This is a genomic window from Pseudoalteromonas sp. SG43-4 (assembly GCF_014164325.1).
In the GTDB taxonomy this organism is placed as follows: Bacteria; Pseudomonadota; Gammaproteobacteria; order Enterobacterales; family Alteromonadaceae; genus Pseudoalteromonas; species Pseudoalteromonas distincta.
On the sequence record NZ_JACJFB010000023.1, the window covers coordinates 1 to 22774 of the forward strand.

Annotated in this window: 21 protein-coding genes; 6 read left to right on the forward strand and 15 right to left on the reverse strand. The window is 39.3% G+C overall.

The features are described 5' to 3' along the window. Positions 1–183: 183 nt before the first annotated feature. The gene (locus tag H5160_RS17620) at positions 184–522 is read right to left on the reverse strand and encodes a Grx4 family monothiol glutaredoxin (protein ID WP_004335359.1); all 339 of its coding nucleotides are present in this window, start codon (positions 520–522) and stop codon (positions 184–186) included. A 266-nt stretch (positions 523–788) separates the two neighbouring features. Here H5160_RS17620 and H5160_RS17625 point away from each other — a divergent pair, with 266 nt between their 5' ends. The 4 genes from H5160_RS17625 (at position 789) to H5160_RS17640 (ending at position 6352) form a co-directional block, all read left to right on the forward strand. Next, positions 789–1370 carry a superoxide dismutase gene (locus H5160_RS17625; protein ID WP_002960323.1) on the forward strand — a complete coding sequence of 194 codons (582 nt, stop codon included), beginning with the start codon at positions 789–791 and terminating at the stop codon, positions 1368–1370. A gap of 210 nt (positions 1371–1580) precedes the next feature. Further along, positions 1581–3503 carry a PrkA family serine protein kinase gene (locus H5160_RS17630; protein ID WP_182738192.1) on the forward strand — a complete coding sequence of 641 codons (1923 nt, stop codon included), beginning with the start codon at positions 1581–1583 and terminating at the stop codon, positions 3501–3503. Between the two features lie 31 nt (positions 3504–3534). Beyond that, entirely contained in the window at positions 3535–4818 is a 1284-nt protein-coding gene (locus H5160_RS17635; RefSeq protein ID WP_182738193.1) for a YeaH/YhbH family protein, read from the forward strand. 19 nt (positions 4819–4837) lie between these two features. Next, positions 4838–6352 carry a SpoVR family protein gene (locus H5160_RS17640; RefSeq protein ID WP_182720079.1) on the forward strand — a complete coding sequence of 505 codons (1515 nt, stop codon included), beginning with the start codon at positions 4838–4840 and terminating at the stop codon, positions 6350–6352. Positions 6353–6452: 100 nt separating this feature from the next. Here H5160_RS17640 and H5160_RS17645 read toward each other — a convergent pair whose 3' ends face one another. Further along, complete coding sequence (locus tag H5160_RS17645; protein ID WP_182738195.1) at positions 6453–7424, reverse strand: diguanylate cyclase; 972 nt, start codon at positions 7422–7424, stop codon at positions 6453–6455. A 3-nt stretch (positions 7425–7427) separates the two neighbouring features. Further along, positions 7428–8432, reverse strand: coding sequence for a response regulator (locus H5160_RS17650; RefSeq protein WP_024590825.1), 1005 nt, complete (start codon positions 8430–8432; stop codon positions 7428–7430). Between the two features lie 233 nt (positions 8433–8665). Here H5160_RS17650 and tpx point away from each other — a divergent pair, with 233 nt between their 5' ends. After that, the gene (gene tpx, locus H5160_RS17655; protein WP_002962322.1) at positions 8666–9247 is read left to right on the forward strand and encodes a thiol peroxidase; all 582 of its coding nucleotides are present in this window, start codon (positions 8666–8668) and stop codon (positions 9245–9247) included. Between the two features lie 87 nt (positions 9248–9334). Here the strand turns inward: tpx and adk are convergent, their stop codons facing one another. The 12 genes from adk to H5160_RS17710 all read right to left on the reverse strand — a co-directional run bounded on the left by adk (position 9335) and on the right by H5160_RS17710 (position 21533). After that, entirely contained in the window at positions 9335–9979 is a 645-nt protein-coding gene (adk, locus tag H5160_RS17660) for an adenylate kinase (protein ID WP_182738197.1), read from the reverse strand. A 191-nt stretch (positions 9980–10170) separates the two neighbouring features. Further along, entirely contained in the window at positions 10171–12084 is a 1914-nt protein-coding gene (gene htpG / locus H5160_RS17665) for a molecular chaperone HtpG (protein WP_024596357.1), read from the reverse strand. A 118-nt stretch (positions 12085–12202) separates the two neighbouring features. Then, entirely contained in the window at positions 12203–12940 is a 738-nt protein-coding gene (locus tag H5160_RS17670; RefSeq protein ID WP_182720080.1) for an RluA family pseudouridine synthase, read from the reverse strand. Between the two features lie 4 nt (positions 12941–12944). Beyond that, on the reverse strand, positions 12945–14846 hold the full coding sequence (locus tag H5160_RS17675) for an MFS transporter (protein WP_182738199.1): 1902 nt from the start codon (positions 14844–14846) through the stop codon (positions 12945–12947). Between the two features lie 133 nt (positions 14847–14979). After that, on the reverse strand, positions 14980–15588 hold the full coding sequence (gene recR, locus H5160_RS17680) for a recombination mediator RecR (protein ID WP_002962308.1): 609 nt from the start codon (positions 15586–15588) through the stop codon (positions 14980–14982). A gap of 7 nt (positions 15589–15595) precedes the next feature. Beyond that, on the reverse strand, positions 15596–15922 hold the full coding sequence (locus tag H5160_RS17685; protein ID WP_002962306.1) for a YbaB/EbfC family nucleoid-associated protein: 327 nt from the start codon (positions 15920–15922) through the stop codon (positions 15596–15598). A 60-nt stretch (positions 15923–15982) separates the two neighbouring features. Continuing rightward, positions 15983–18508, reverse strand: a complete 2526-nt coding sequence (dnaX, locus tag H5160_RS17690) for a DNA polymerase III subunit gamma/tau (RefSeq protein WP_182738200.1) — start codon at positions 18506–18508, stop codon at positions 15983–15985. Between the two features lie 3 nt (positions 18509–18511). Beyond that, complete coding sequence (gene apt / locus H5160_RS17695; RefSeq protein ID WP_002962303.1) at positions 18512–19057, reverse strand: adenine phosphoribosyltransferase; 546 nt, start codon at positions 19055–19057, stop codon at positions 18512–18514. 171 nt (positions 19058–19228) lie between these two features. Then, positions 19229–19351 carry a hypothetical protein gene (locus tag H5160_RS20520; RefSeq protein ID WP_259398718.1) on the reverse strand — a complete coding sequence of 41 codons (123 nt, stop codon included), beginning with the start codon at positions 19349–19351 and terminating at the stop codon, positions 19229–19231. A gap of 72 nt (positions 19352–19423) precedes the next feature. After that, a complete protein-coding gene (locus H5160_RS17700) occupies positions 19424–20176 on the reverse strand; it encodes a DUF2063 domain-containing protein (RefSeq protein WP_182711557.1) in 753 nt (250 codons plus the stop codon). A gap of 36 nt (positions 20177–20212) precedes the next feature. Continuing rightward, positions 20213–21070 carry a DUF692 domain-containing protein gene (locus H5160_RS17705; RefSeq protein ID WP_024596352.1) on the reverse strand — a complete coding sequence of 286 codons (858 nt, stop codon included), beginning with the start codon at positions 21068–21070 and terminating at the stop codon, positions 20213–20215. 67 nt (positions 21071–21137) lie between these two features. Beyond that, the gene (locus H5160_RS17710; protein ID WP_182715259.1) at positions 21138–21533 is read right to left on the reverse strand and encodes a hypothetical protein; all 396 of its coding nucleotides are present in this window, start codon (positions 21531–21533) and stop codon (positions 21138–21140) included. A gap of 226 nt (positions 21534–21759) precedes the next feature. On the opposite strand from H5160_RS17710, the gene H5160_RS17715 reads away from it, so the two are divergent. After that, entirely contained in the window at positions 21760–22740 is a 981-nt protein-coding gene (locus H5160_RS17715; RefSeq protein ID WP_165742767.1) for a tRNA-dihydrouridine synthase, read from the forward strand. Positions 22741–22774 lie beyond the last annotated feature (34 nt).

Genomic DNA, 22774 nt, shown 5'->3' on the forward strand with positions numbered 1-22774 from the left:
TGAGTATGTTCGTTAATCATAATGTGCCCTCAAACAAGATTTGAAGATCTGATCATGACATTGAGATTTAGTTCAAAAAAATCCCCGCTAATTTCTTAGCAGGGATTTGTGTATAAGAGACAGCTTAAAAAGTGGCTTTGTGTTTAAAGAGCTTAATAACCTGAGTTCAGGTTGAGTAATAAATTACTCTGCGTCAGCTTCTTTATATTTAGCAGCAGTTTCTGTAATTAACGGCTGTAATTCACCGCGTTGAAACATTTCGATAATAATGTCACAACCACCAACTAATTCGCCATCTACCCAAAGTTGTGGGAATGTTGGCCAATTTGCGTATGCTGGAAGCTCAGCACGAATGTCTGGATTAAGTAAAATATCAACGTATGCAAATGGTTCACCACATGACATTAACGCTTGCGATGCTTGTGAAGAAAAACCACAATTTGGTAATTTTGGTGACCCTTTCATGAAAAGGATTATTGGATTTTCTGAAATTTGCTGTTTAATTTTATCAATGGTTTCCATCTACAACCTCAAAGTAACGATAGCTAAATATATTTAGGTCTTGAAAATAACTCATCGTGACCACAAATATATAACTTAAAATGGGCAAATAAAGCCGCAATTGAAATAGTCTTTCGCAATAGCATTGCTGTTTGCTTAAACTTGAGTAAAATACTCAACAATTATAGTAACACTATATTACCGCTTGGTATAGGTAACTGCTCTGTTTCAACAGGCATTACGTATTACCAAATGGACTATCAACCAAAGAAGATGGAGATAAAAAAATGGCATTTGAACTACCGTCACTACCATATGCAATCGACGCACTTGAGCCACATATTTCAAAAGAAACGCTAGAGTTTCACCATGGCAAACACCACAACACATACGTGGTTAAGCTTAATGGTTTAATCCCTGGTACTGAGTTTGAAAACAAATCTCTAGAAGAGATCGTATGTTCATCAGAAGGCGGCGTATTTAACAACGCAGCACAAATCTGGAACCATACTTTTTACTGGAACAGCTTATCTCCAAACGGCGGAGGCGAGCCTACTGGCGCAGTTGCTGATGCAATCAACGCTAAATGGGGTTCTTTTGATGCGTTTAAAGATGCATTAAATGACAAAGCAGTAAATAACTTTGGTTCAAGCTGGACGTGGTTAGTTAAGCTTGCTGATGGTTCACTAGACATCGTTAATACATCTAACGCTGCTACACCATTAACTGATGATGGCGTTACTCCAATCCTTACAGTGGATTTATGGGAACACGCTTACTACATCGATTACCGTAACGTTCGTCCAGATTACCTTAAAGGTTTTTGGTCGCTTGTTAACTGGGAATTCGCGAACGCTAACTTCGCTTAATTAACCTTTAAACGCTAATGTAAAAAAGACGCTTAGGCGTCTTTTTTTGTTTGTTGTTTATCACACCTAAGCGCCTCATCATCTAATAAAACACTTTTAGTAACATGATCTTTTTTCACTTAAATTTTTAATTTTATTGCACAAAAATACACATTCGTGACTAGACTTTAAAAGGTAAGCACCTTTTTACAGCGGGTTTCGGAGGTTATTATGACGATTTTTGAGCATTACCAAGCACGATACGAAGCGGCACAGGAAGAAGAATACAGTATCGCTGAATTTCTTGAGATTTGTAAAACCGATAAGTCTGCCTACGCCAGCGCACCAGAACGCCTACTCATGGCAATTGGCGAACCACACATGGTAGATACCGCAACGGATGCACGACTAAGTCGATTATTTTCAAATAGAGTAGTTGCGCGCTACCCTGCCTTTGCTGATTTTTATGGTATGGAAGACGCCATTGAGCAAATAGTCTCTTATTTAAAACATGCGGCTCAGGGGCTAGAAGAATGCAAACAAGTGCTTTATTTACTTGGACCTGTTGGTGGGGGTAAATCATCCATTGCTGAAAAACTAAAGTATTTAATGCAACAAGTGCCTATTTATTCAATTAAAGGGTCTCCTGTAAACGACCACCCCCTCTCCTTGTTTGATCCTATCGAAGATGCAGACGTACTCAGCAAAGAATACGGTATTAAACCGCGCTACTTAAAAACCATTATGTCGCCTTGGGCTGGCAAACGCTTAAAAGAGTTCAATGGTGATATTAGCCAGTTTAGAGTGGTTAAACGCTACCCTTCTATTTTAAACCAAATAGGCATTGCCAAAACCGAACCAGGAGATGAAAACAACCAAGATATTTCAGCACTGGTTGGTAAGGTCGATATTCGCCAGCTTGAGCACTTTGCCCAAAACGATCCTGATGCATACGCCTACTCTGGCTCTTTATGTTTAGCTAACCAAGGGCTGATGGAATTTGTAGAAATGTTTAAAGCGCCTATTAAAGTGCTGCATCCTTTACTTACCGCCACCCAAGAAGGTAACTATAACGGCACAGAAGGTATTAGCGCCCTGCCCTTTAATGGCATGATCCTCGCTCACTCTAATGAGTCTGAGTGGCAAACCTTTAAAAACAATAAAAACAACGAAGCATTTTTAGACCGTGTTTATATTGTAAAAGTCCCTTATTGCTTACGTGTGACTGAAGAAATTAAAATTTACGACAAATTACTTGAGCACAGCGAGCTATACAACGCGCCATGTGCACCGGGTACACTCAAAACATTGGCGCAATTTACGACGCTATCACGTTTAAAAGAGCCAGAAAATTCAAGTATCTATTCTAAAATGCGGGTATACGATGGCGAGACCCTAAAAGACACCGACCCTAAAGCAAAATCGTATCAAGAGTATCGTGATTACGCAGGGGTTGATGAAGGTATGACGGGGCTCTCTACCCGCTTTGCGTTTAAAATTTTGTCCCGTGTGTTTAACTTTGATACCACTGAGGTTGCTGCAAATCCGGTGCATTTGTTCTATGTGCTTGAGCAACAGATAGAGCGCGAGCAATTTTCAAGTGAAATAGAAGAGCGTTATTTAAGCTTTTTAAAAGGCTATTTAATTCCACAATATGTCGAGTTTATAGGTAAAGAACTGCAAACCGCTTATCTAGAATCGTACTCAGAATACGGACAAAATATTTTTGACCGTTATGTTATTTATGCAGATTTTTGGATACAAGACCAAGAATATCGCGACCCCGATACAGGGCAACTATTTGACCGCGCATCGCTAAATGCTGAACTTGAAAAAATAGAAAAGCCAGCGGGTATTTCTAATCCTAAAGATTTTCGTAATGAAATAGTGAACTTTGTACTGCGTGCCCGTGCACACAACAACGGTAAAAACCCACTATGGACAAGCTACGAAAAACTACGCACGGTGATTGAGAAAAAAATGTTCTCTAATACCGAAGATTTACTCCCTGTTATTTCGTTTAATACTAAAACGTCTGCAGAGGATCAGCAAAAGCACGAAGACTTTGTGAACCGTATGGTCGAAAAAGGCTATACACAAAAACAAGTTCGCTTGCTTTCTGAGTGGTATTTACGGGTTAGAAAATCGCAATAACCTTCATAGTCGTAGTATATAGGAGGTCAATATGGCGCATTTTATAGATAGGCGTTTAAACGGAAAAAATAAAAGTACGCTTAATCGCCAGCGCTTTATTAGGCGCTATAAAAAACAAATTAAAGAAGCGGTTTCAGATGCGATTAACAAACGCAGCGTTACCGATTCAAGCTCTGGTGAGAGTATTTCTATTCCACAACGCGATATCAGCGAACCTACATTTCATCAAGGGCAAGGCGGGAATAGAGAACAAATTCACCCTGGTAACGATCAGTTTTCTACAGGTGATAAAATTGAGCGCCCTAAAGGCGGACAAGGCGGTGGTGCCGGTGAAGGTGACGCCAGCGATTCGGGCGAGGGACAAGATGATTTTGTATTTTCAATATCAAAAGATGAATACCTTGATTTACTATTTGAAGATCTAGAACTTCCTAACTTACAAGAGAACCAGCTTGATAAGTTAGTGCAAATGAAAACCCATCGCGCAGGATTTTGTAGCGACGGCATGCCAAGTAATATTGACATTGTACGCTCTCTTCAAGGCTCGCTTGCACGGCGTGTTGCCATGAGTGCAGGTAAAAAACGCCGTTTAAAAGAGCTCGAAGAACAACTTGCTCTGCTGCTTGCTGGTCCACATAACGATAAAGCGGCAATTGCTTTATTACAAAAAGAAATTGCAGCATTAAAAGTGCAAATTAAGTCGGTTCCGTTTATTGATAACTACGATTTACGTTTTCGTAATTACGAAAAGCGTCCTCACCCCACCAGCAAAGCCGTGATGTTTTGTATTATGGATGTGTCAGGCTCAATGGATCAGCCAACAAAAGACATAGCAAAGCGTTTTTATATTTTGCTCTATCAATTTTTAACGCGCAGTTATAAAGACATAGAAGTTGTTTATATTCGCCACCACACACAAGCTAAAGAAGTAGACGAACAAGAGTTTTTTTACTCTCAAGAAACTGGTGGCACTATTGTTTCGAGCGCACTTAAATTAATGAACGAAATAATAAAAGAGCGTTATCACGCAAACGAGTGGAATGTATACGCCGCACAAGCCTCTGATGGCGATAACTGGGCGGACGACACCCCGCAGTGTGGTGAAATATTACGTAATAAGCTCTTAAGCGCAGTACGCTATTTTGCTTATATTGAAATAACCACTCGTGCTCATCAAAGCCTATGGCGCGAATATGAATCAATAACACACAGCCATAATAATTTCGCTATACAGCATATCCAAAGCGTTGAAGATATTTACCCAATTTTTAGGGAGCTATTTAAAAAAGGTCGTCAACAGCAAAACTCTGCATAGCCTAAAGCGAGGTAACATTATGAATGATAAACGATTGAGTGATGGCCCAGATTGGACCTTTGATTTATTAGATGAGTACCAAGGTGAAATTGCCCGTGTTGCAGCTCACTACAGGTTAGACACCTACCCTAATCAAATTGAAGTGATAACCGCAGAGCAAATGATGGATGCTTATTCAAGCGTTGGTATGCCTATTGGCTACAGTCATTGGTCGTACGGTAAAAAGTTCATTCAAACAGAGCAAAATTATAAGCGCGGACAAATGGGTCTCGCTTACGAAATAGTGATAAATTCAGACCCTTGTATTGCGTACTTAATGGAAGAAAACACCCTACCTATGCAAGCGCTTGTAATGGCACATGCGTGTTACGGACATAACTCATTTTTTAAAGGTAATTACTTATTTAAAACCTGGACCGATGCAGGTTCAATTATTGATTACTTGGTATTTGCTAAAAACTACATAAGCCGCTGTGAAGAAAAGCATGGTATTACACAAGTAGAAGCCCTACTCGACTCATGTCATGCATTAATGAATTACGGGGTCGATCGCTACAAACGTCCACAACAAATATCGCTATTTGAAGAGCAAAAACGCCAACAAGAGCGCGAAGACTACCTTCAATCGCAAGTAAATGAATTATGGCGAACTATTCCTGAGCAACAGCAAGAAACCAAAAAGAAAGTTCGCCATTTCCCTTCTGAACCTCAAGAAAATATTTTGTATTTTATTGAAAAAAATGCCCCATTACTCGATTCTTGGCAACGTGAAGTGATACGTATTGTTCGTAAAATTTCGCAATACTTTTACCCACAAAAGCAAACTCAAGTAATGAACGAAGGCTGGGCAACTTTTTGGCATTACACCATCCTTAATCACTTATATGATGAGGGAAAGCTCACCGACTCTTTCATGTTAGAGTTTTTACAAAGCCACACCAACGTAGTTTATCAGCCACCTTATAACAGTAAGTATTATTCAGGCATTAACCCATATGCTTTAGGCTTTAATATGATGGTTGATATTCGCAGAATATGTGAGCACCCAACTGAAGAAGATAAACGCTGGTTTCCTGAATATGCAGGTAGTAACTGGCTAGATACACTGTATTTTGCAATGGAAAACTTTAAAGATGAAAGTTTTATTAGCCAGTTTTTATCGCCTAAGTTAATTCGTGATTTTAAATTATTTACTATTATTGACCATACTAATAATCCCCATCTAGAAATTGGCGCAATACATAACGACAACGGCTATAAGGCAGTGAGAGAAGCACTCTCAGCGCAGTACAATTTAAGTAATCATGAGCCTAACATTCAAGTGTATGATGTTGATATTAGAGGTGACCGTTCATTAACCCTACGCTATGTACCTCATAACAATATTCCTTTAGCAAACTCGCACGAGGAAGTGCTTAAGCATCTTTACAGATTATGGGGCTTTAAAGTAAAACTAGAGCAAGAGTCAAATTCTGGTGAGGTTTCAATGATTGGTCAATGCCCAATAGATGACTCTCGACACACAACACAATAATGAAGGGCAATACAATTTCCATACTGATTGGATTTGCTCAGCAGATTGTAAAAAAACACGGTATTATTTAACCCTAAATTCTGGATATAAAAAATGACGCTTAAGCGTCATTTTTTATATCTTCGTAGGCTATTACTTTATTTCGCCCTGTATTTTTAGACTGGTACAGTGCTTTATCTGCAGCCTCTATCCAGCGCTCATGATTTTTAAAATCATTACTGCTACCAGCCAGCCCTATACTTACCGTCATTGTTATTTCAAAGTGTTTATACTTAACAGGGTTACTTTCAATCAATACCCTTAAACGCTCAGCAAATACAAAAGCGCCTTCTTTATCTGTATCAAGCAATGTCACTGCAAACTCTTCACCGCCATAGCGCCCTGCAACATCAGTCTCGCGCAGCGTCGTACGTAGTAAGTTAGATAAGTGACGAAGCGATTCATCACCACAGCTATGACCATATTCATCATTTATTTTTTTAAAGTGATCAATATCAAACATTAATAATGTACTACAGCCACCACTTCGCTTAACTCTTAAAAACTCTTGGCGTAGCGTACCTTCCCAGTGTCCACGGTTTGCAAGCTGCGTTAAGCTATCTGTTTGACTTACTTGTTCTAATTTTTTATTTAACTCTTCAAGCTCTTTTTTATTTACCGCGACATCTGTTACATCATACAAAATAATACAAATGTGGCTAACTTCGCCCATCGTATTGGTAAGAGGGATGAATGTCGCATTTTGATACATGTAATCAGCTTTACCAGTAATAGGTCGATAATTTTTAAACCTAAAAATGTATGGCTGCTGCTCCCAAATCGTAAAAGAGCGGTTTTTTAAAACAAAAACCGACTCAGATTTACTTCTAAACCATTTTTCGTCTATTGCAGGAAATAAATCAAATAGATCTTTATCTTTTACTACGCTTGGTAGAAGCCCTGAATGGTTTTCCATAAAACCATTCCATACACACACCTTATAATCCCTATCGAGTACCACAAGGCCTACATCAACGGTATTAAACATATCCATTAACCAATGGATCTCATTCATTTCTAAATCAGCGGCCATAACTTAATCTTCTAATAGGTAAGCAACTTTGTATTTCAAAGTTTTAAGTGAATCTTCAGTAAATAACAGCATGAGGTCGCAATTTATATCATGGTTTTCAATACCGTAACTAATCTCTATTGCAAGGGTGCGTTGCCAACGTGACTTGTTTGATTTAACCAACTCAGATACATCTCTGTGTTGGCCAAGTACAATCGGGTGCCCTTGGCTAAATGACATATCGAGCTGTTTTGAAAGACCCGTTAAAATAGCGCCTATCAAAATATTACTAATATCCATAAGCAGCTCAAGTTCAACTTTATCGTTTAACTCGCCGTCATAGTTCATCAAAGAAGCTATTTCTTTAAAGCTTGAATCATTTAAAAGTAATAGCGCCTCGCCCGAAATACCACCGCCGATAAAGCCCTGGCACACACCCGATGTAGCTGCGTTATTATCTATAGACTGCAGCGCCATATCGAGTTCATTAACTTCCAAAATATTCACATTAGGAATTGGTAACTCTACAAATACGTTAAGAAGACGTGCAAGTAAATCCCCAGCCTGCCCCATAGCAACGTTAGTTAGCTCTTGGTATATATCCCGAACATCAGGGTCGACTTGCTCTCCTAGCGAATGAGAGAGACGCTCACGCATGGCTTTATCTTTAATCCCATGGTGTTCAATTATGCTGGCTAGTTTTTCGGGAGAACATGGTTTTTGAATAAAATCGATAGCACCAAGCTCAAGCACTCTTTGGTGTGCACTTGGTTGTATATCACCAGAGACAACAACAGTGAGAATATTAAGCCCCTGTTCTTTCATAGCGATTAAAACTTCATAACCGTCCATTTCTGGCATGTTTAAATCGAGAAAAAGTATCTCTGGTTCAATTAACTTTATTTGCTTTATACAATCAACGCCGTCAAGTGCAAATTCAACTTTAATGTCCCAATCTTCAGGTAATGAGCGAGCTAGCTGACGCCTAGCTAATTTCGAGTCATCACATATTAATACCGATGTTGACATATTATCTCTCTGTTTCTAAACCAGTAATGATCATTAAAATCATTTTATGATGGTTTTTATTTTTATTATTGAAGATATCTTTTGTAACTTCATGTTAATCAAAGTTTAGCATAGTTACAATTTTTATATTTCAGAGCTAATACCCACTCTATTAAGCAGGTTTAATCACTTGGTAACTAAAGCCCAGTATAATACACTGACGCCCATTGCGTTAATTTAAAAGGAAATACCTTATGTTACGTTCACTTGCCTTTGCTTTGAGTGCATTTTGTTCTGTGGCTATTGCAGCCGACTATCCAGAAAACACACTTGATGCAGGAAAAGTATCCGCACAAGGCAAACCAGTCACTTTATTAGGTCAAGGTATCTCAATTGGAGATAGTGCGCCAAACTTTAAAGTTGTTGATGACAACTTTATTCCAGTGACACTTGAGGATTATAAAGGCCAAGCTGTATTAATAAGTGTAGTACCCAGCCTAGATACCGGCATTTGTAGCCTGCAAACTAAGCACTTTAATGAAAAAGTAGCCTCACAATTCCCAAGTGTAGTTATGCTAACAATTAGTGCTGATTTACCATTTGCTCAAAAGCGTTTTTGCAAAGCTGAAAATATCGATAAAATCACTACGTTATCAGATTCTGTTTGGCGTGATTTTGGTCAGAAATACGGATTGATTATTAAAGATATGGGCTTACTAACGCGTACAGTCTTTATTTTAGATGAAAGCCATAACGTCATTTATAAACAGTTAGTTAGTAGCCTTTCAACTGAACCAGAATACAACAGCGTAATTGAAAAACTTAAAACATTGTAAAGTCCATTAAGTAGCACTAATTAAGCAATGCTAAATCCCTTAAAACAAAAAACCGCCAATTGGCGGTTTTTTAATGTGCTTTTATAATTAACCTAAAAATTCACCAAGTTGTTGGCTAACAGTTTCAACAGCTTGTGTACCATCTAGTTTATGGTATTGAGTATTACCAGCAGCCGCTTCTGCTTGATAGTAATCAACCAATGGCATAGTTTGCTCGTGGTAAATACCTAAACGTTTACGTACTGTTTCTTCAGTATCATCAGCGCGAACAATTAAGTCTTCGCCAGTTTCGTTGTCTTTACCTTCCACTTTTGGTGGATTATAAACAACGTGGTAAACACGACCAGAACCAGGATGAACGCGACGTCCGCCCATACGCTCAACAATGACTTCATCAGCCACGTCAAATTCAATAACGTGATCAACCACTACGCCATTTTCTTTCATTGCATCCGCTTGCGGGATTGTACGCGGGAAGCCATCAAGTAAAAAACCTTTCTCACAATCCGCTTTAGTAATACGCTCTTTAACTAAACCAATAATAATATCGTCAGAAATTAGTTGACCAGCATCCATTACTTTTTTTGCTTCTAGACCCAGTGGCGTGCCTTCTTTAATTGCCGCACGTAACATATCGCCAGTAGAAATTTGTGGAATACCGTATTTGTCCATTAAAAACTGAGCTTGAGTACCTTTACCTGCACCCGGCGCGCCCAAAAGAATAATGCGCATATTATTGTCCCCTAGTATGGATATTTATTTTAAAGCCTGAATTCTTCCACAAGCGCCGCCGATACTCAAGCAACTTATACTAATTGATGAGCCGTTGGGGTGTTTACAGGGCATTAAAAAAGGGAACACACGTTCCCTTTTATTTAAAGTACATAATTTATACTTTATTAACTGAGTAAATAGCTATTTGCTTATTTACTTAGTTCAAGCATCAATTTATTTAAGCGAGTAACAAATCCTGTTGGATCTTTAAGTGTACCGCGTTCTGCAAGTAGCGCTTGATCTAGTAAAACGTGTGACCACTGCGCAAACTTATCTTCATCTTGTTCGTCATTTAAGTGCTTAACAAGTTGATGCTCTGGGTTTAGCTCAAACACAGGTTTTGCTTCAGGGGCTGCTTGACCAACAGACTCCATTAGCTTTTGCATTTGTGAGCTCATGTCGTTGTCGTCGCTTACAACACATGCTGGAGAATCTGTTAAGCGGTGCGTAAAGCGCACTTCTTTAACGTCATCACCTAGTGCTGTTTTAATACGTTCAACAAGCCCAGCCATTTCTTTTTCAGACTCTTCTTGCGCTTTTTTAGTTTCTTCGTCGTCAAGCTTACCTAAATCTAAGTCACCACGTGTGATCGACTGTAGTTGCTTATCAGCAAATTCAGTTAGGTGACTCATCATCCACTCGTCAACACGGTCACTTAGTAGTAATACTTCAATGCCTTTTTTGCGGAAAATCTCTAAATGCGGTGAGTTTTTCGCAGCGGTGAATGTATCAGCTACTACGTAGTAAATTTTGTCTTGGCCTTCGTTCATGCGTTCAACATATTGCTCAAGCGACACATCTTGTGTTTGTGAATCAGTGTGTGTCGAAGAAAAACGAAGTAGCTTACAAATAGCTTCTTTATTGGCAGCATCTTCAGCTGGGCCTTCTTTCATTACTTGACCAAACTCATTCCAAAATACTTGGTAATCGTCAGCTTTGTTTTTAGCCATACGCTCAAGCATTTTAATAATACGCGATGTACACCCTTTACGAATAGCTTGCGTTACTTTGTTGTCTTGTAGAATTTCACGAGATACGTTCAGTGGTAAATCGTTTGAATCTAGTAAGCCTTTTACAAAGCGAAGGTAGCTTGGCATGAATTGCTCAGCATCATCCATTACAAACACACGTTGTACGTAAAGTTTTAAACCACTTTGACGTTCACGGTTCCATAAGTCGAAAGGTGCTTTTTTAGGAATATATAAAAGGCTAGTGTATTCAGTTTTACCTTCAACCTTATTATGTGCCCAGCTAAGTGGCTCTTCCCAATCATGGCTAACATGCTTGTAAAACTCTTTGTATTCATCATCAGAAAGCTCTGATTTATCGCGTGTCCACAATGCAGTCGCGCGGTTAATGCTTTCCCACTCACCTGGTACTGCTGGAATTTTTTCGCCGTCTTCGCCTTCAGATTCAGGCACTTCTGCTTTAAACATTTGTACTGGCGTTGAGATGTGATCAGAGTATTTAGTAACGATACTACGTAGGCGCCAGTCATCAGCAAATTCTTTTTCTTCATCGCGAAGATGTAAAATAATGTCGGTACCACGGCCTTCTTTTTCAATTTCTTGAAGTGTGTATTCGCCTTCACCTTGAGATTCCCACTCATAAGCGGTTGTTTCACCGGCTTTGCGTGTACGAACAGTGACTAAATCAGCAACAATAAATGCTGAGTAAAAACCAACACCGAATTGACCAATTAACTGTGAATCTTTACTTTGATCACCCGTTAAGTTTTTGAAAAACTCAGCAGTACCCGACTTTGCAATAGTACCTAATGAGCTAATGATTTCATCGCGCGTCATACCAATACCATTATCTGAAATGGTAATTGTATTTGCTTCTTTATCTGCACTAATACGAACACGTAAATCGGCATCACCTTGATAAAGGTCACCTTGAGATAATGCTAAAAAGCGTAACTTGTCTGCTGCGTCTGATGCATTTGACACAAGCTCACGTAAAAATATTTCTTTATTAGAATAAAGAGAATGAATCATTAAGTTTAATAATTGTTTTACTTCTGTTTGAAAGCCTAATGTTTCTTTTTGTGCTGCAGTCATTTATATATCTCCAATTTGCAAAGTGTCTGCGTTATGCACTTAATATGGGGTGAGGTGTTAGAACTTCAAGGGAAAAATTTAAAAAAGGTGAAACGAAAACAAAGAACCATTAATTTGTTTAAAACGAATGCGGACAATTAATATGAATCTTTTCACCAGTTGTTGGATGTTCAAAATATAAATCGCTGGCATGTAATTGTAACCGCCGTGCCATATGTTCACTTTGCGCACTTTTATATAAATCACAGCCTAAAATTGGGTGCCCTATAAACTGGCTGTGTATTCGTAATTGATGGGTACGCCCAGTAATAGGTGTAAATTGCACTAAGGTTCTGCACGGCTGCCTGAGCCGCTCAAGTACTTTATATTCACTCAGCGCTGTTTTACCTGTCGATTGGCAAATTTTAACACGCGGAAAAAGCAGTTTATCTTTTGCAATTGGCGCAGTAATTTGCCCTTCATCAACAGCCAAGCATCCCTCTAACATGGCTACATAACGCTTTTGAATAGTACGCGCTTGAAATTGCTTATTAAGGTGCTTTGACGCAATCGCGTTTAACCCAACAATCATAATGCCCGATGTGCCCAAATCTAGCCGATGCGGTAACTTAGCCTCTGCAAATGCAGCTGTTAAGCCCTTTTGACCATTTACTAAGCGGTAATGCACTGAGTCCCAATTAAGCGGATTTTTACCCGACAAACTTAATAACCCACTGGGTTTATTGATCAGTAAAATATCGTCATCTTGATATAATATTTCAATAAACCCGTCGCACTTAGGGGCTACAAAATCATCAACTATAATGGGTTGTTCTGAAGGTGTTTGCGATGTTGAGTTAGCCATTAAGTTAATCATTAAACTAGTCACTATCTTTTGAATGAAGCGCTTTTAAAGCCAATACTTTTTCACGTAAATCATCTGCTACTACTTTATCAGCAGCAATCGGGGCACCGACTGCAACCGACACCAAAGACCATTTAAATCGAGGCAATTGCCATTTAGCTTTACGACTAAACATGCTGCCCCATAACCCCCCTAAGTGCACAGGAATAACGGGCACAGGTGAGCGCTCAATAATGCGCTCGATTCCACGGCGAAAAATATCCACTGAGCCGTCACTGGTTAGTTTTCCTTCAGGGAAAATACCAACAAGTTCGCCTTTATTAAGCGTAGCAGCTACTTCGTCAAAGGCTTTTTTAAACGCTTCTGGATTGGTTTTTTCACTGTTAATGGGAATAGCCTTAGCCATTTTAAATAACCAATGTAGGGCCGGCGAATAATAAATAGGGGCAAATACCATAAACCGGATAGGCCTTGGTGATGCGGCTAAAATAAACATCCAATCAACAAAGCTGACATGATTACACACGACAACCGCAGCGCCTGCATCAGGTATATTACTTTCACCTTTTGTACGCACTCTGTACATACAAATAGCTAAAATATATATAATAAATCGTAAAAAGAACTCTGGTACTTTGGTATAAATATAAACAGAGATAAGCAAGTTTAGCCCAGCAAGTAACAGTAGCAACTCTGAAATACTCCACTGAAAAACAGACAGCGTTACAATACTTAAAACAGCACTGCCCACCATAAACAGTGCATTTAATACATTGTTAGCCGCTATAACTCGTGAGCGACTCGACTCTTCAGTACGCTGTTGAATAAGCGCATACAGCGGTACAGTGTAAAAACCAGAGCCAATACCAATGCCTGCCATCCATACAAAGTGCCACACCATATCGCCTGTTTTTAATAGCTCCTGAAGCGTCATTAACTCAGGGTGTTGAGGTAAATAAGAGCTAATGGCTGGCTCTTGGCTCAGTAAGTATAAAAACAAGGTAATTAAGATAGCGCCAAAAGGCACAATTCCTAATTCTATTCGAGAGCGAGAAAGCTTTTCACACAGTAACGAACCAATAGCAATACTTAGTGAAAACACAACAAGTGCGCTAGTTACAACCAGTTCATCGCCGCCCATTGTGTGTTTTACATAATTTGGTAGGGACGTTAAAACGATGGCGCCAATTAACCAAAACCAACTGATCCCAAGGACTGATTTACCAACCGATTCTGTTTGCGAATTAAGTGCTGAAAATACGTTTTTTGTCGATGAAAATATATTATAGGTAAATTTTAAGTTAGGCTCGTTTGCTTCACTAGTGGGTATAAAGCGACTGCTCACATAACCCATCACGGCCAAGACTAATACGGCAATACTTATAAGCGTAGGCCCTACTGATTGAGTAATATAATAAGTGCCAAAAATTGTACCCATTAGTATCGCCACAAACGTGCCTGATTCAACCAAGCCATTTGCTTTTGTTAATTCATTAGGTGCTACGTGCTGCGGTAAAATAGAATATTTTAATGGACCAAAAAACGTACTTTGCACGCCCATTAAAAATACGGTGGCTAACATTAGCCACACATACTGCGTTAAAATAGAAACTGCCCCTACAACCATAATAGGGATTTCACATAGTTTTACGATTCTAATCAATTTTGATTTTTCTGTTTTTTCTGCAAGCTGCCCTGCCATCCCTGAAAATAAAAAGAACGGAAGAATAAATAACCCAGCAGCAATATTTGAATAAAGTGCGCCATCTGCAAGCGTTGCAGCCTGAAATATCAATAGAATAAGCACTGATTGCTTATACACGTTATCGTTTATCGCTGAGAAAAACTGCGTAATAAAAAGCGGTAAAAAACGCTTACTACCGAGTAATGCACCTTGATAGGGTTGGTTATCTTTCATTGTATTCCTTACTAATTAGAGACATAGCCCAAAAATAAATTAGATTGTTTTTAAGCTTACCTTAAAAACGAAAAAGCCTACATGATTTAATCATGTAGGCTTTGGTAATTTGTTTTCAAATAGTGACTTAGAGCTAGTCTTGAGTAACTAGGCGCCTGCCGCTAAAGGCATGCATAAGTGTTCTACCATCTACTAAATCAAGCTCACCTCCCACAGGAATACCATGGGCAATACGTGAAGCGCCTACTTTGTATTTATGACAAAGCTGAGCAATATAATGTGCGGTAGTATCGCCTTCAACCGTAGGGTTAGTCGCTAAAATAACCTCATTAATATCGCCTTGAGCAAGCTTTTGCTCTAAAACATCTAAGCCAATCTCTTTAGGACCAATACCGTCTATTGGCGATAAGTGACCCATTAATACAAAGTATAGACCTAAATACTGACCTGTTTGCTCGATGGCAAGTACGTCAGTAGGCGATTCAACAACACATAATATACCGCTGTCTTGGCGTTTTGTACTTAAACAAATATCGCACTGAGCTTGTTCGCAAAAAGTACGACAAGACTGACAATGCCCTATGGCTGTCATTGCTTTAGTCAATGCATTGCCCAGCTGAGTGCCTCCCTTTCGGTCGCGCTCAAGCAAGTGAAAAGCAATACGTTGCGCTGACTTTGGACCAATGCCCGGTTGACAGCGCAGTGCTTCTATAAGCTGATTTAAACTATCTGAAAGTTGCATTATTTACTTAAAACGGCATTTTCATACCTGGTGGTAATTGCATACCGCCAGTTACTTTACCCATGCGCTCTTGTGTTTCTTCAGCAACACGGCGTACAGCATCGTTACATGCTGCTGCAAGTAAGTCTTCAATCATGTCTTTGTCGTCTTCCATAAGGCTTTCATCAAGCTGAACACGACGTACATTGTGGTTACCAAGCATGGTTACTTTAACTAAACCGGCACCGGCTTCGCCAACAACTTCTAATGTTGCGATTTCGTCTTGGGCTTTTTGCATGCGATCTTGCATTTGCTGCGCTTGCTTCATCATGTTGCCCATTCCACCTTTAAACATAACTTTCTCTCTTTCTTTTAATACATTAATTAACATGAACATAAGGGCGATTGTAAGTAATTACAATGCCTGAATACTGTTTTCGTCAATTTCGGCGCTAAATACTTGCTGAAATTGTACTATGTTTTCATCAGATGTGATCACATCGATTGCTTGTTGATGACGACCTGCATCAATTTTTTGCTGAATAAGATAAGGAGAGTCAATAACTCCCTTAGCAAAATTAATACTTAACGACACGTTATGCTCATAAATACTCGACAATGCGGCATCTAATCTTTGGCGAAGCATCGGTGTATCTAAATGCTTTTGTGATTCATCAACGTCTATATGTAAACTGTTGCCTTGCTTGGTAAATATTGAATGCAATGCAAATTGGCGCATACGACCCCCCAGTCCCATACGTTTAATTAAATAAGCCCATTCATCTTGTTGATGTGCAAATCTAATTTCACTAATTGGACTTTGAAAATCATCAGGCACGGGAATGCTAATTTCCTCGGGCGCTGCTTCAGGTACTTTTTGAGGATTTATTTGCTCAAGTAGCTCTGGCGCTAGATTTTCGGTAATTGTTTGATGCTTTTCTTTAAAATCAACTTTTCGTGCTGGTTTTGTATTAGCGTGACCATGTGCCTGGCTTTCGCTCCCTGTTAGTGGGAGCTCATGCTTTTTTTCACTTGCACCTGCACTATCATTTACCCAAGGTGGGGGATCGCTAGGTGCTACGCTTGTAACGCTGTTGAGCTCGTTTATATTTTCAGCGGTACTATCTTGGTGAACACTTTGAGCTTTAGGCATTCTTTGCTGGTGTTCAGGCTTTTTAGCGGGTGCTTGGTTTGGCTGCGCTGCTACATTATTTGCAGAGGTGCTTGTACTCTTGCTTGATAACCTACCCGCACCGGATATGTTTCTATCACGTAAAATACGAGCAATGGCAGATTGCGCCTGCGCTTCTTGTTCAGCTATTGGCGTACTTGCATTGTGATTTGTTAAGGGCTCTGAATGAGGTTCTGAGTTTGCAGTAGGTGCAGGGTTAAAACCCTGATCTACAGCGCTACTCATTATATCGTCAAATTGCGAGGCCAGCGTTTGTTCAGCATCACTATGGAGCATATAAGCTTCATCTTCACTTTGTCGCTGGGCTTGAGCATCTGAAACAACATTGGTTTGTGGTTGCTCTTTAGCTAAAGCCTGTTGCTTTGAAGCGTTTTCACTTTGTTGAACCGGTTGCTCTACTGCAACTTGGGCAGGCTCATTATTACTTTGCACGACTTCATTATTTGATGACTGAGCGGCTGCGTTAGCTGAAGGCTCTATCTCAACGGCTTTAGGCTGCTCTGGATTGCTAACTGGCTTAATATTATTTACTGGAGCACTGCTTTGGCCAGCTACGGTGTTTTGCGATGTTTTATTTTTATTTAATATATCTCGCAGTGCATTTGCACGGCCTTGTTTATTTGGGGCCGGCTCTTCGTTTGCTGTGTGTACAGTTTGTTGTGCGTCTGTAGGCTTAAATGCTAATAATCTTAGCATAATCATTTCAAAACCTAAGCGAGGCTCTGGTGCCCATTGTAAATCTTTTTTACCATTTAACAGTAACTGATAATAAATTTGAATTTGTTGTGGGCTCGTATGTTGTGCAACATGAGCAATATAATCTACATTTTTTTCATCTAGCCCTGCCGCTTCTGGCACTAACTGGGTTAGTTGGGTCAAATGCGTAAGTGCAATTAAATCATCAAGCAATGCCACATAATTAGGATTACGACTTGCCACCTGCGCAATCTCATCCATTAGCGCAGCGCCATCTTGTGCAAGTAATGCTGCAAGCAAGCTTTGGCTATAATGAGTATCCATTAAACCAAGCATTGTTTGTACTGCTTGATTATTAATATCACCATTTGTTTGCGCAATAGCTTGGTCGGTTAAGCTAAGCGCATCACGCATACTGCCATCAGCGGCTTTTGAAATAATGCTAAGTGCATCGGTATCAAAGCTAAGCTGTTCTTGAGTAAGTACGTGTTCAAGCTGTGTTTTAATCTCACTTTGCGACAAGGCATTTAGATTGAATTGTAAACAGCGAGATAAAATAGTAACTGGTAGTTTTTGAGGATCCGTCGTCGCCAATAAAAATTTCACATGCTCTGGTGGCTCTTCAAGCGTTTTTAAAAGCGCATTAAAGCTGTGCTTAGAAAGCATGTGAACTTCATCGATTAGGTATACTTTATAACGTCCACGCGTTGGTGCATATTGAACATTATCAAGTATTTCGCGAGTGTCTTCTACTTTTGTACGAGAAGCCGCATCTATTTCGAGTAGGTCAATGTAGCGCCCTGCTTCTATATCCAAACAGCTGCTACATTGTCCACACGGATTTGCAGATATACCTTCATCGCAATTTAAGCTTTTAGCAAAAATACGTGCAATGGTGGTTTTACCTACACCGCGGGTTCCAGTGAATAAATAAGCGTGATGCAGTCTATTTTGCGTAAGCGCATTTACAAGCGCTTGCTTAACATGAGACTGCCCAACCAATTCATGAAAGGTTTGAGGACGCCATTTTCTCGCTAGAACCTGATAACTCATCGATTACTCGCCTTCGAATTCAACCAATTTTAGGATTTTAATACCCATTTTTTTGATGCGCTGCTCGCCACCAAGTTCTGGTAGTGATACAACAAATGCTGCATCTGTGGCTTCGCCACCTAGTTTATTAACTAGCTTAGCAGTGGCTTCAATGGTGCCACCAGTTGCTAATAGGTCATCAACTAGTAATACTTTGTCGCCAGGTACAATTGCATCTACATGCAGTTCTAGCGTGTCTTCACCGTACTCAAGTAAGTAATCTTGGCGAATAACTTCGCGTGGTAACTTACCTGGTTTACGTACTGGAATAAACGGAATGCCTAACGCATAAGACAATGGCGCACCAAAAATAAAACCACGTGATTCTGTGCCTATGATTTTAGTAAAGCCCTGATCTTTATATTCTGCGATAAACGCGTCAATAGTTGCTTTAAAGGCTTCTGGATTTGCCATTAAAGTGGTTACATCGCGAAACATAATGCCCGCTTTTGGATAATCAGCAATTGTAGTTATGCTGTTTTTGATAATTGCTGGTGTTACTTGAGTCATAATTTTAACTGCTCAATTGTTTATATTACAAAGCAGGTGATTATAACCTTAACTAACCTTTAATTGCGAGTTTGGCGTTATTATAAAAGAAGTATTAAATATGGACGGGGTAATTAAAATAAAGTGGTTCAAGGCTGAAGTTAGCAACAGCCTTAATAAACGCTATACATTTTACGTTAAGCTAGTGATCCAGCCTAATATTGCATTTAAACAACCAATCCCTGCAAATACAGCTAAAAAAGCAAGAAAGTAAGTAACGTTGAACGGATCTTTAAAGTCTTTATCATCTGACATTGGTACAACCTTTTATTAAGCACGGCAAATAAGGCTGCCATAATAGACGATGTAAAATCATCAATAAAGACCTTAGTCTTGATTTTTTGTCACAATTACCCCTCGTTCAACCATAGCATTAAGAGTAACCAGTGCACCTTGAGTAATTTGCTCTGCATTAAATTGTGGTGCATGAGCTAATACCTGTTGGCAGACGTTGTCAAATGTCGCGCCTTCGCTTGCCTCTATGATTGACAATAGCAAAGCTGTCATCGCATTCGTAGCCAGAAATTGAACGTCGTCATTTTCGTCTCTATATACAACAAAATAATTAGGCTGAGGTGATGGCTCTTTTGGTTTAAAGCGATTGCTAATATTTTGAACCGGAAATTGATAACTTAAATTTCTTGCCGTTTTCGATAAATATAAAGCTGAACTAGTGAGCGCTGTTGTTTGTAATTTTTTCTCTTGCTCATCTTCGTGTGCAATGGATACATCTAGCTCTACCCATTCATAATGGGCAAGCTCAAGCATAAACACGGGATCGTATTTTTTCATTTTATAATCACTTGATAAGTAATTAATAAACTCCCCTGCTATGTCTAAAAAGTACGGCGAATGACAATCATATTCGCTAAAAAACTGGCGTACGAGGGCTTGCCATTGCTTCTGGGTATATAACGTTTTTAATACCGGAAAACCTGATGATATAAAACCTTCAATGTTATTAAAAAATAGGTCGCGATAAATAGCCATACGCCTGTCTTCGATACCGCTGGGCTTTTTATTTTTTTGAGGCTCGCGAATATGCGCCATAAATTCGTTTTGTATTTCAATAAAGCTCATAACTAGGCACTCTTTTAATGTTGATAAAGGCTTATATTAAGCTCGTTGTTTTGAAACAGTTGAATCAAAGTGTTTAGCCTGTAGATCATGAATTATATCTAACTCTTTGGTTAAAACATTCATGGTAGGAATATTAAAATCGCGCTCAAGCAAGGTTGGAAATACGCCATGCACTTCGTATGCTTTATCGAGTAGCTCCCAAACAGGATCAATCACATCAGCGCCATGTGTATCAACAATTAAGTCATCAGCCTCATTATAATGGCCAGCAACATGCCCATAGGCTATACGATTAGAGGGTAACCCAGTTAAAAATGCTTGCGCGTTGTAGCCATGATTTATCGAATTAACATAAATGTTATTCACATCAAGTAAAAGCTTGCAGTCAGCTTGCTCTAAAATAATATTCGTAAATTCAAGCTCTGATAATTGCTGTCCAGGAGCACCATAATAGGAAACATTTTCTATCGCAATTTGCTGCTCTAGTATGTCTTGAACTTGTTTAATGCGAGGTACAACATGTGCTATGGCATCTTGTGTAAATGGAATGGGCATTAAGTCATACATATGCCCTGTACCGGAGCAGTAACTTAAGTGCTCACTAAAAATTTTTATATTGTGCTCTTCAAAAAACACTTTTAAAGACTTAACAAATTCAACATCAAGAGGTTCGGGAGAACCGATAGACAGTGATAATCCATGACACACAAAATTATTAGCATCGGTTAATGTTTTAAATTGCTTTTTAAAGCGTCCACCCAGTTTTAACCAGTTCTCTGGCGCAACTTCTAAAAAGTCTACTTGATTAGGCACATGCTCAAGCAGCTCATCAAGCATCTCTCGTCGTAGGCCAAGGCCCACCATCCCAAAATCTTTACTTTGAGTTTGTATCATAACTACCTCTAACTTAACAAAAAAGGGCCTTAGGGCCCTTTTAGCATAACTTATTTAGAATAAGATATTAACGGCCACCACATTTACCTTCGCCGCACTTACCTTCTTTTTTAGTTTTTTTAGCGTCGCCGCCACATTTACCTTCACCACATTTGCCTTCTGTTTTAGCTTTTGCGTCTTTTGCATCGCCGCCACATTTGCCTTCGCCGCATTTGCCTTCTTTTTTATCTTTTGCGTCGCCACCACATTTGCCTTCGCCGCATTTACCTTCTTTTTTATCTTTTGCGTCACCGCCACATTTGCCTTCACCGCACTTACCTTCTGCAGCATCTAATTGGTAACCTGTTACTAGTTGTTGAAACTCAAATGGGTTAGCTTGTACATCTGCAGATACAAAACTTGCAGAGCCAACTACTACTGCACCTAAAGTTAACGCGATTGTATTTTTTTTAACTGTATTCATTTTATGACTCTCTTTAATCAAGGATTGTAAATCTCAGCAATAAAAATGTATTTTTAAATTGCTTGTATGCTTAAGTAGACCCGTACAAAAATAAAAACTTTCATTTATTTTCATAATATTTACTTTTGCAATTTATACATCAAATATGGGCGGTAATTACAGATTTATCAATGTGTGATTTACAGGTAAACTATGCCTCCAGTTTTTTATCAAAATTAATCTCTTTATGAAACTTGTTTTAGCACCTATGGAAGGTGTCGTTGATTTTAAAATGCGCCAATTACTCACAGACATTGGTGGGTTCGATTTGTGCGTTACAGAGTTTGTAAGAGTGGTTGAAACATGCTTACCTGACAAAGTTTTTCATCGATTTTGCCCTGAACTACATAATAATGGATTTACACGAGCAGGTACTCCTGTGCGTGTTCAATTACTCGGTCAAGAAGCAAATCCGTTAGCCGAAAATGCAATAAGAGCAATCGCATTAGGGTCCCATGGGGTCGACCTAAATTTTGGTTGCCCAGCAAAAACAGTTAATCGTAGCCGAGGGGGGGCTGTACTGCTTAAAGACCCTGACCATATGTATACGATTATTAAAGCAGTCCGAGATGCTGTAGATGATGAACATGAAGTAAGTGCAAAAATTCGCTTAGGCTTTGATGATGACAGTAACAGCCAAGAAATTGTTGATGCTGTGGTAAGTGCAGGTGCAAATAGTGTAGCTATTCACGCCAGAACCAAACGAGATGGTTATAACCCGCCAGCTTATTGGGAAAAAATTCCACCAATAATAAAAGGTAAGAATATTGCCGTTGTTGCCAATGGTGAAATTTGGCAAGTAGAGGACGCAATGCTTTGTCAAAAACGAAGTGGGTGCACTGATTTAATGCTTGGTCGTGGCGCCCTTTCGCACCCTGATTTAGCAAAAAAAATTAAAGCTCATGTAAATAATGAGCAATATGATAGCCTTGAGTGGGAGCATATTATTTATCACTTAATTCACTCAGCTATTCATCAAGACCCCGCGAAGGATGAAAAATACTTTGCTTCACGTACTAAACAATGGCTTGGTTATCTAAAACGCCAGTACCCGCAAGCTATCGATTTGTTTGATGAAATCAGACGTTTAAAAAGTAAAGAAGATGTGGCGAGCGTATTAAATAAATATGCCAAAGCACCTCAACTTGATTCAAATCATAACGACTAACTTAAAGACTCTAGATAATATCAGAATAACGTAA

Bases quoted from the DNA above. Each gene is read 5' to 3' on its own strand.
- H5160_RS17620 (WP_004335359.1), bottom strand. From the start codon at position 522: ATGGAAACCATTGATAAAATTAAACAGCAAATTTCAGAAAATCCAATA.
- H5160_RS17625 (WP_002960323.1), top strand. From the start codon at position 789: ATGGCATTTGAACTACCGTCACTACCATATGCAATCGACGCACTTGAG.
- H5160_RS17630 (WP_182738192.1), top strand. From the start codon at position 1,581: ATGACGATTTTTGAGCATTACCAAGCACGATACGAAGCGGCACAGGAA.
- H5160_RS17635 (WP_182738193.1), top strand. From the start codon at position 3,535: ATGGCGCATTTTATAGATAGGCGTTTAAACGGAAAAAATAAAAGTACG.
- H5160_RS17640 (WP_182720079.1), top strand. From the start codon at position 4,838: ATGAATGATAAACGATTGAGTGATGGCCCAGATTGGACCTTTGATTTA.
- H5160_RS17645 (WP_182738195.1), bottom strand. From the start codon at position 7,424: ATGGCCGCTGATTTAGAAATGAATGAGATCCATTGGTTAATGGATATG.
- H5160_RS17650 (WP_024590825.1), bottom strand. From the start codon at position 8,432: ATGTCAACATCGGTATTAATATGTGATGACTCGAAATTAGCTAGGCGT.
- tpx (WP_002962322.1), top strand. From the start codon at position 8,666: ATGTTACGTTCACTTGCCTTTGCTTTGAGTGCATTTTGTTCTGTGGCT.
- adk (WP_182738197.1), bottom strand. From the start codon at position 9,979: ATGCGCATTATTCTTTTGGGCGCGCCGGGTGCAGGTAAAGGTACTCAA.
- htpG (WP_024596357.1), bottom strand. From the start codon at position 12,084: ATGACTGCAGCACAAAAAGAAACATTAGGCTTTCAAACAGAAGTAAAA.
- H5160_RS17670 (WP_182720080.1), bottom strand. From the start codon at position 12,940: ATGATTAACTTAATGGCTAACTCAACATCGCAAACACCTTCAGAACAA.
- H5160_RS17675 (WP_182738199.1), bottom strand. From the start codon at position 14,846: ATGAAAGATAACCAACCCTATCAAGGTGCATTACTCGGTAGTAAGCGT.
- recR (WP_002962308.1), bottom strand. From the start codon at position 15,588: ATGCAACTTTCAGATAGTTTAAATCAGCTTATAGAAGCACTGCGCTGT.
- H5160_RS17685 (WP_002962306.1), bottom strand. From the start codon at position 15,922: ATGTTTAAAGGTGGAATGGGCAACATGATGAAGCAAGCGCAGCAAATG.
- dnaX (WP_182738200.1), bottom strand. From the start codon at position 18,508: ATGAGTTATCAGGTTCTAGCGAGAAAATGGCGTCCTCAAACCTTTCAT.
- apt (WP_002962303.1), bottom strand. From the start codon at position 19,057: ATGACTCAAGTAACACCAGCAATTATCAAAAACAGCATAACTACAATT.
- H5160_RS20520 (WP_259398718.1), bottom strand. From the start codon at position 19,351: ATGTCAGATGATAAAGACTTTAAAGATCCGTTCAACGTTACTTACTTT.
- H5160_RS17700 (WP_182711557.1), bottom strand. From the start codon at position 20,176: ATGAGCTTTATTGAAATACAAAACGAATTTATGGCGCATATTCGCGAG.
- H5160_RS17705 (WP_024596352.1), bottom strand. From the start codon at position 21,070: ATGATACAAACTCAAAGTAAAGATTTTGGGATGGTGGGCCTTGGCCTA.
- H5160_RS17710 (WP_182715259.1), bottom strand. From the start codon at position 21,533: ATGAATACAGTTAAAAAAAATACAATCGCGTTAACTTTAGGTGCAGTA.
- H5160_RS17715 (WP_165742767.1), top strand. From the start codon at position 21,760: ATGAAACTTGTTTTAGCACCTATGGAAGGTGTCGTTGATTTTAAAATG.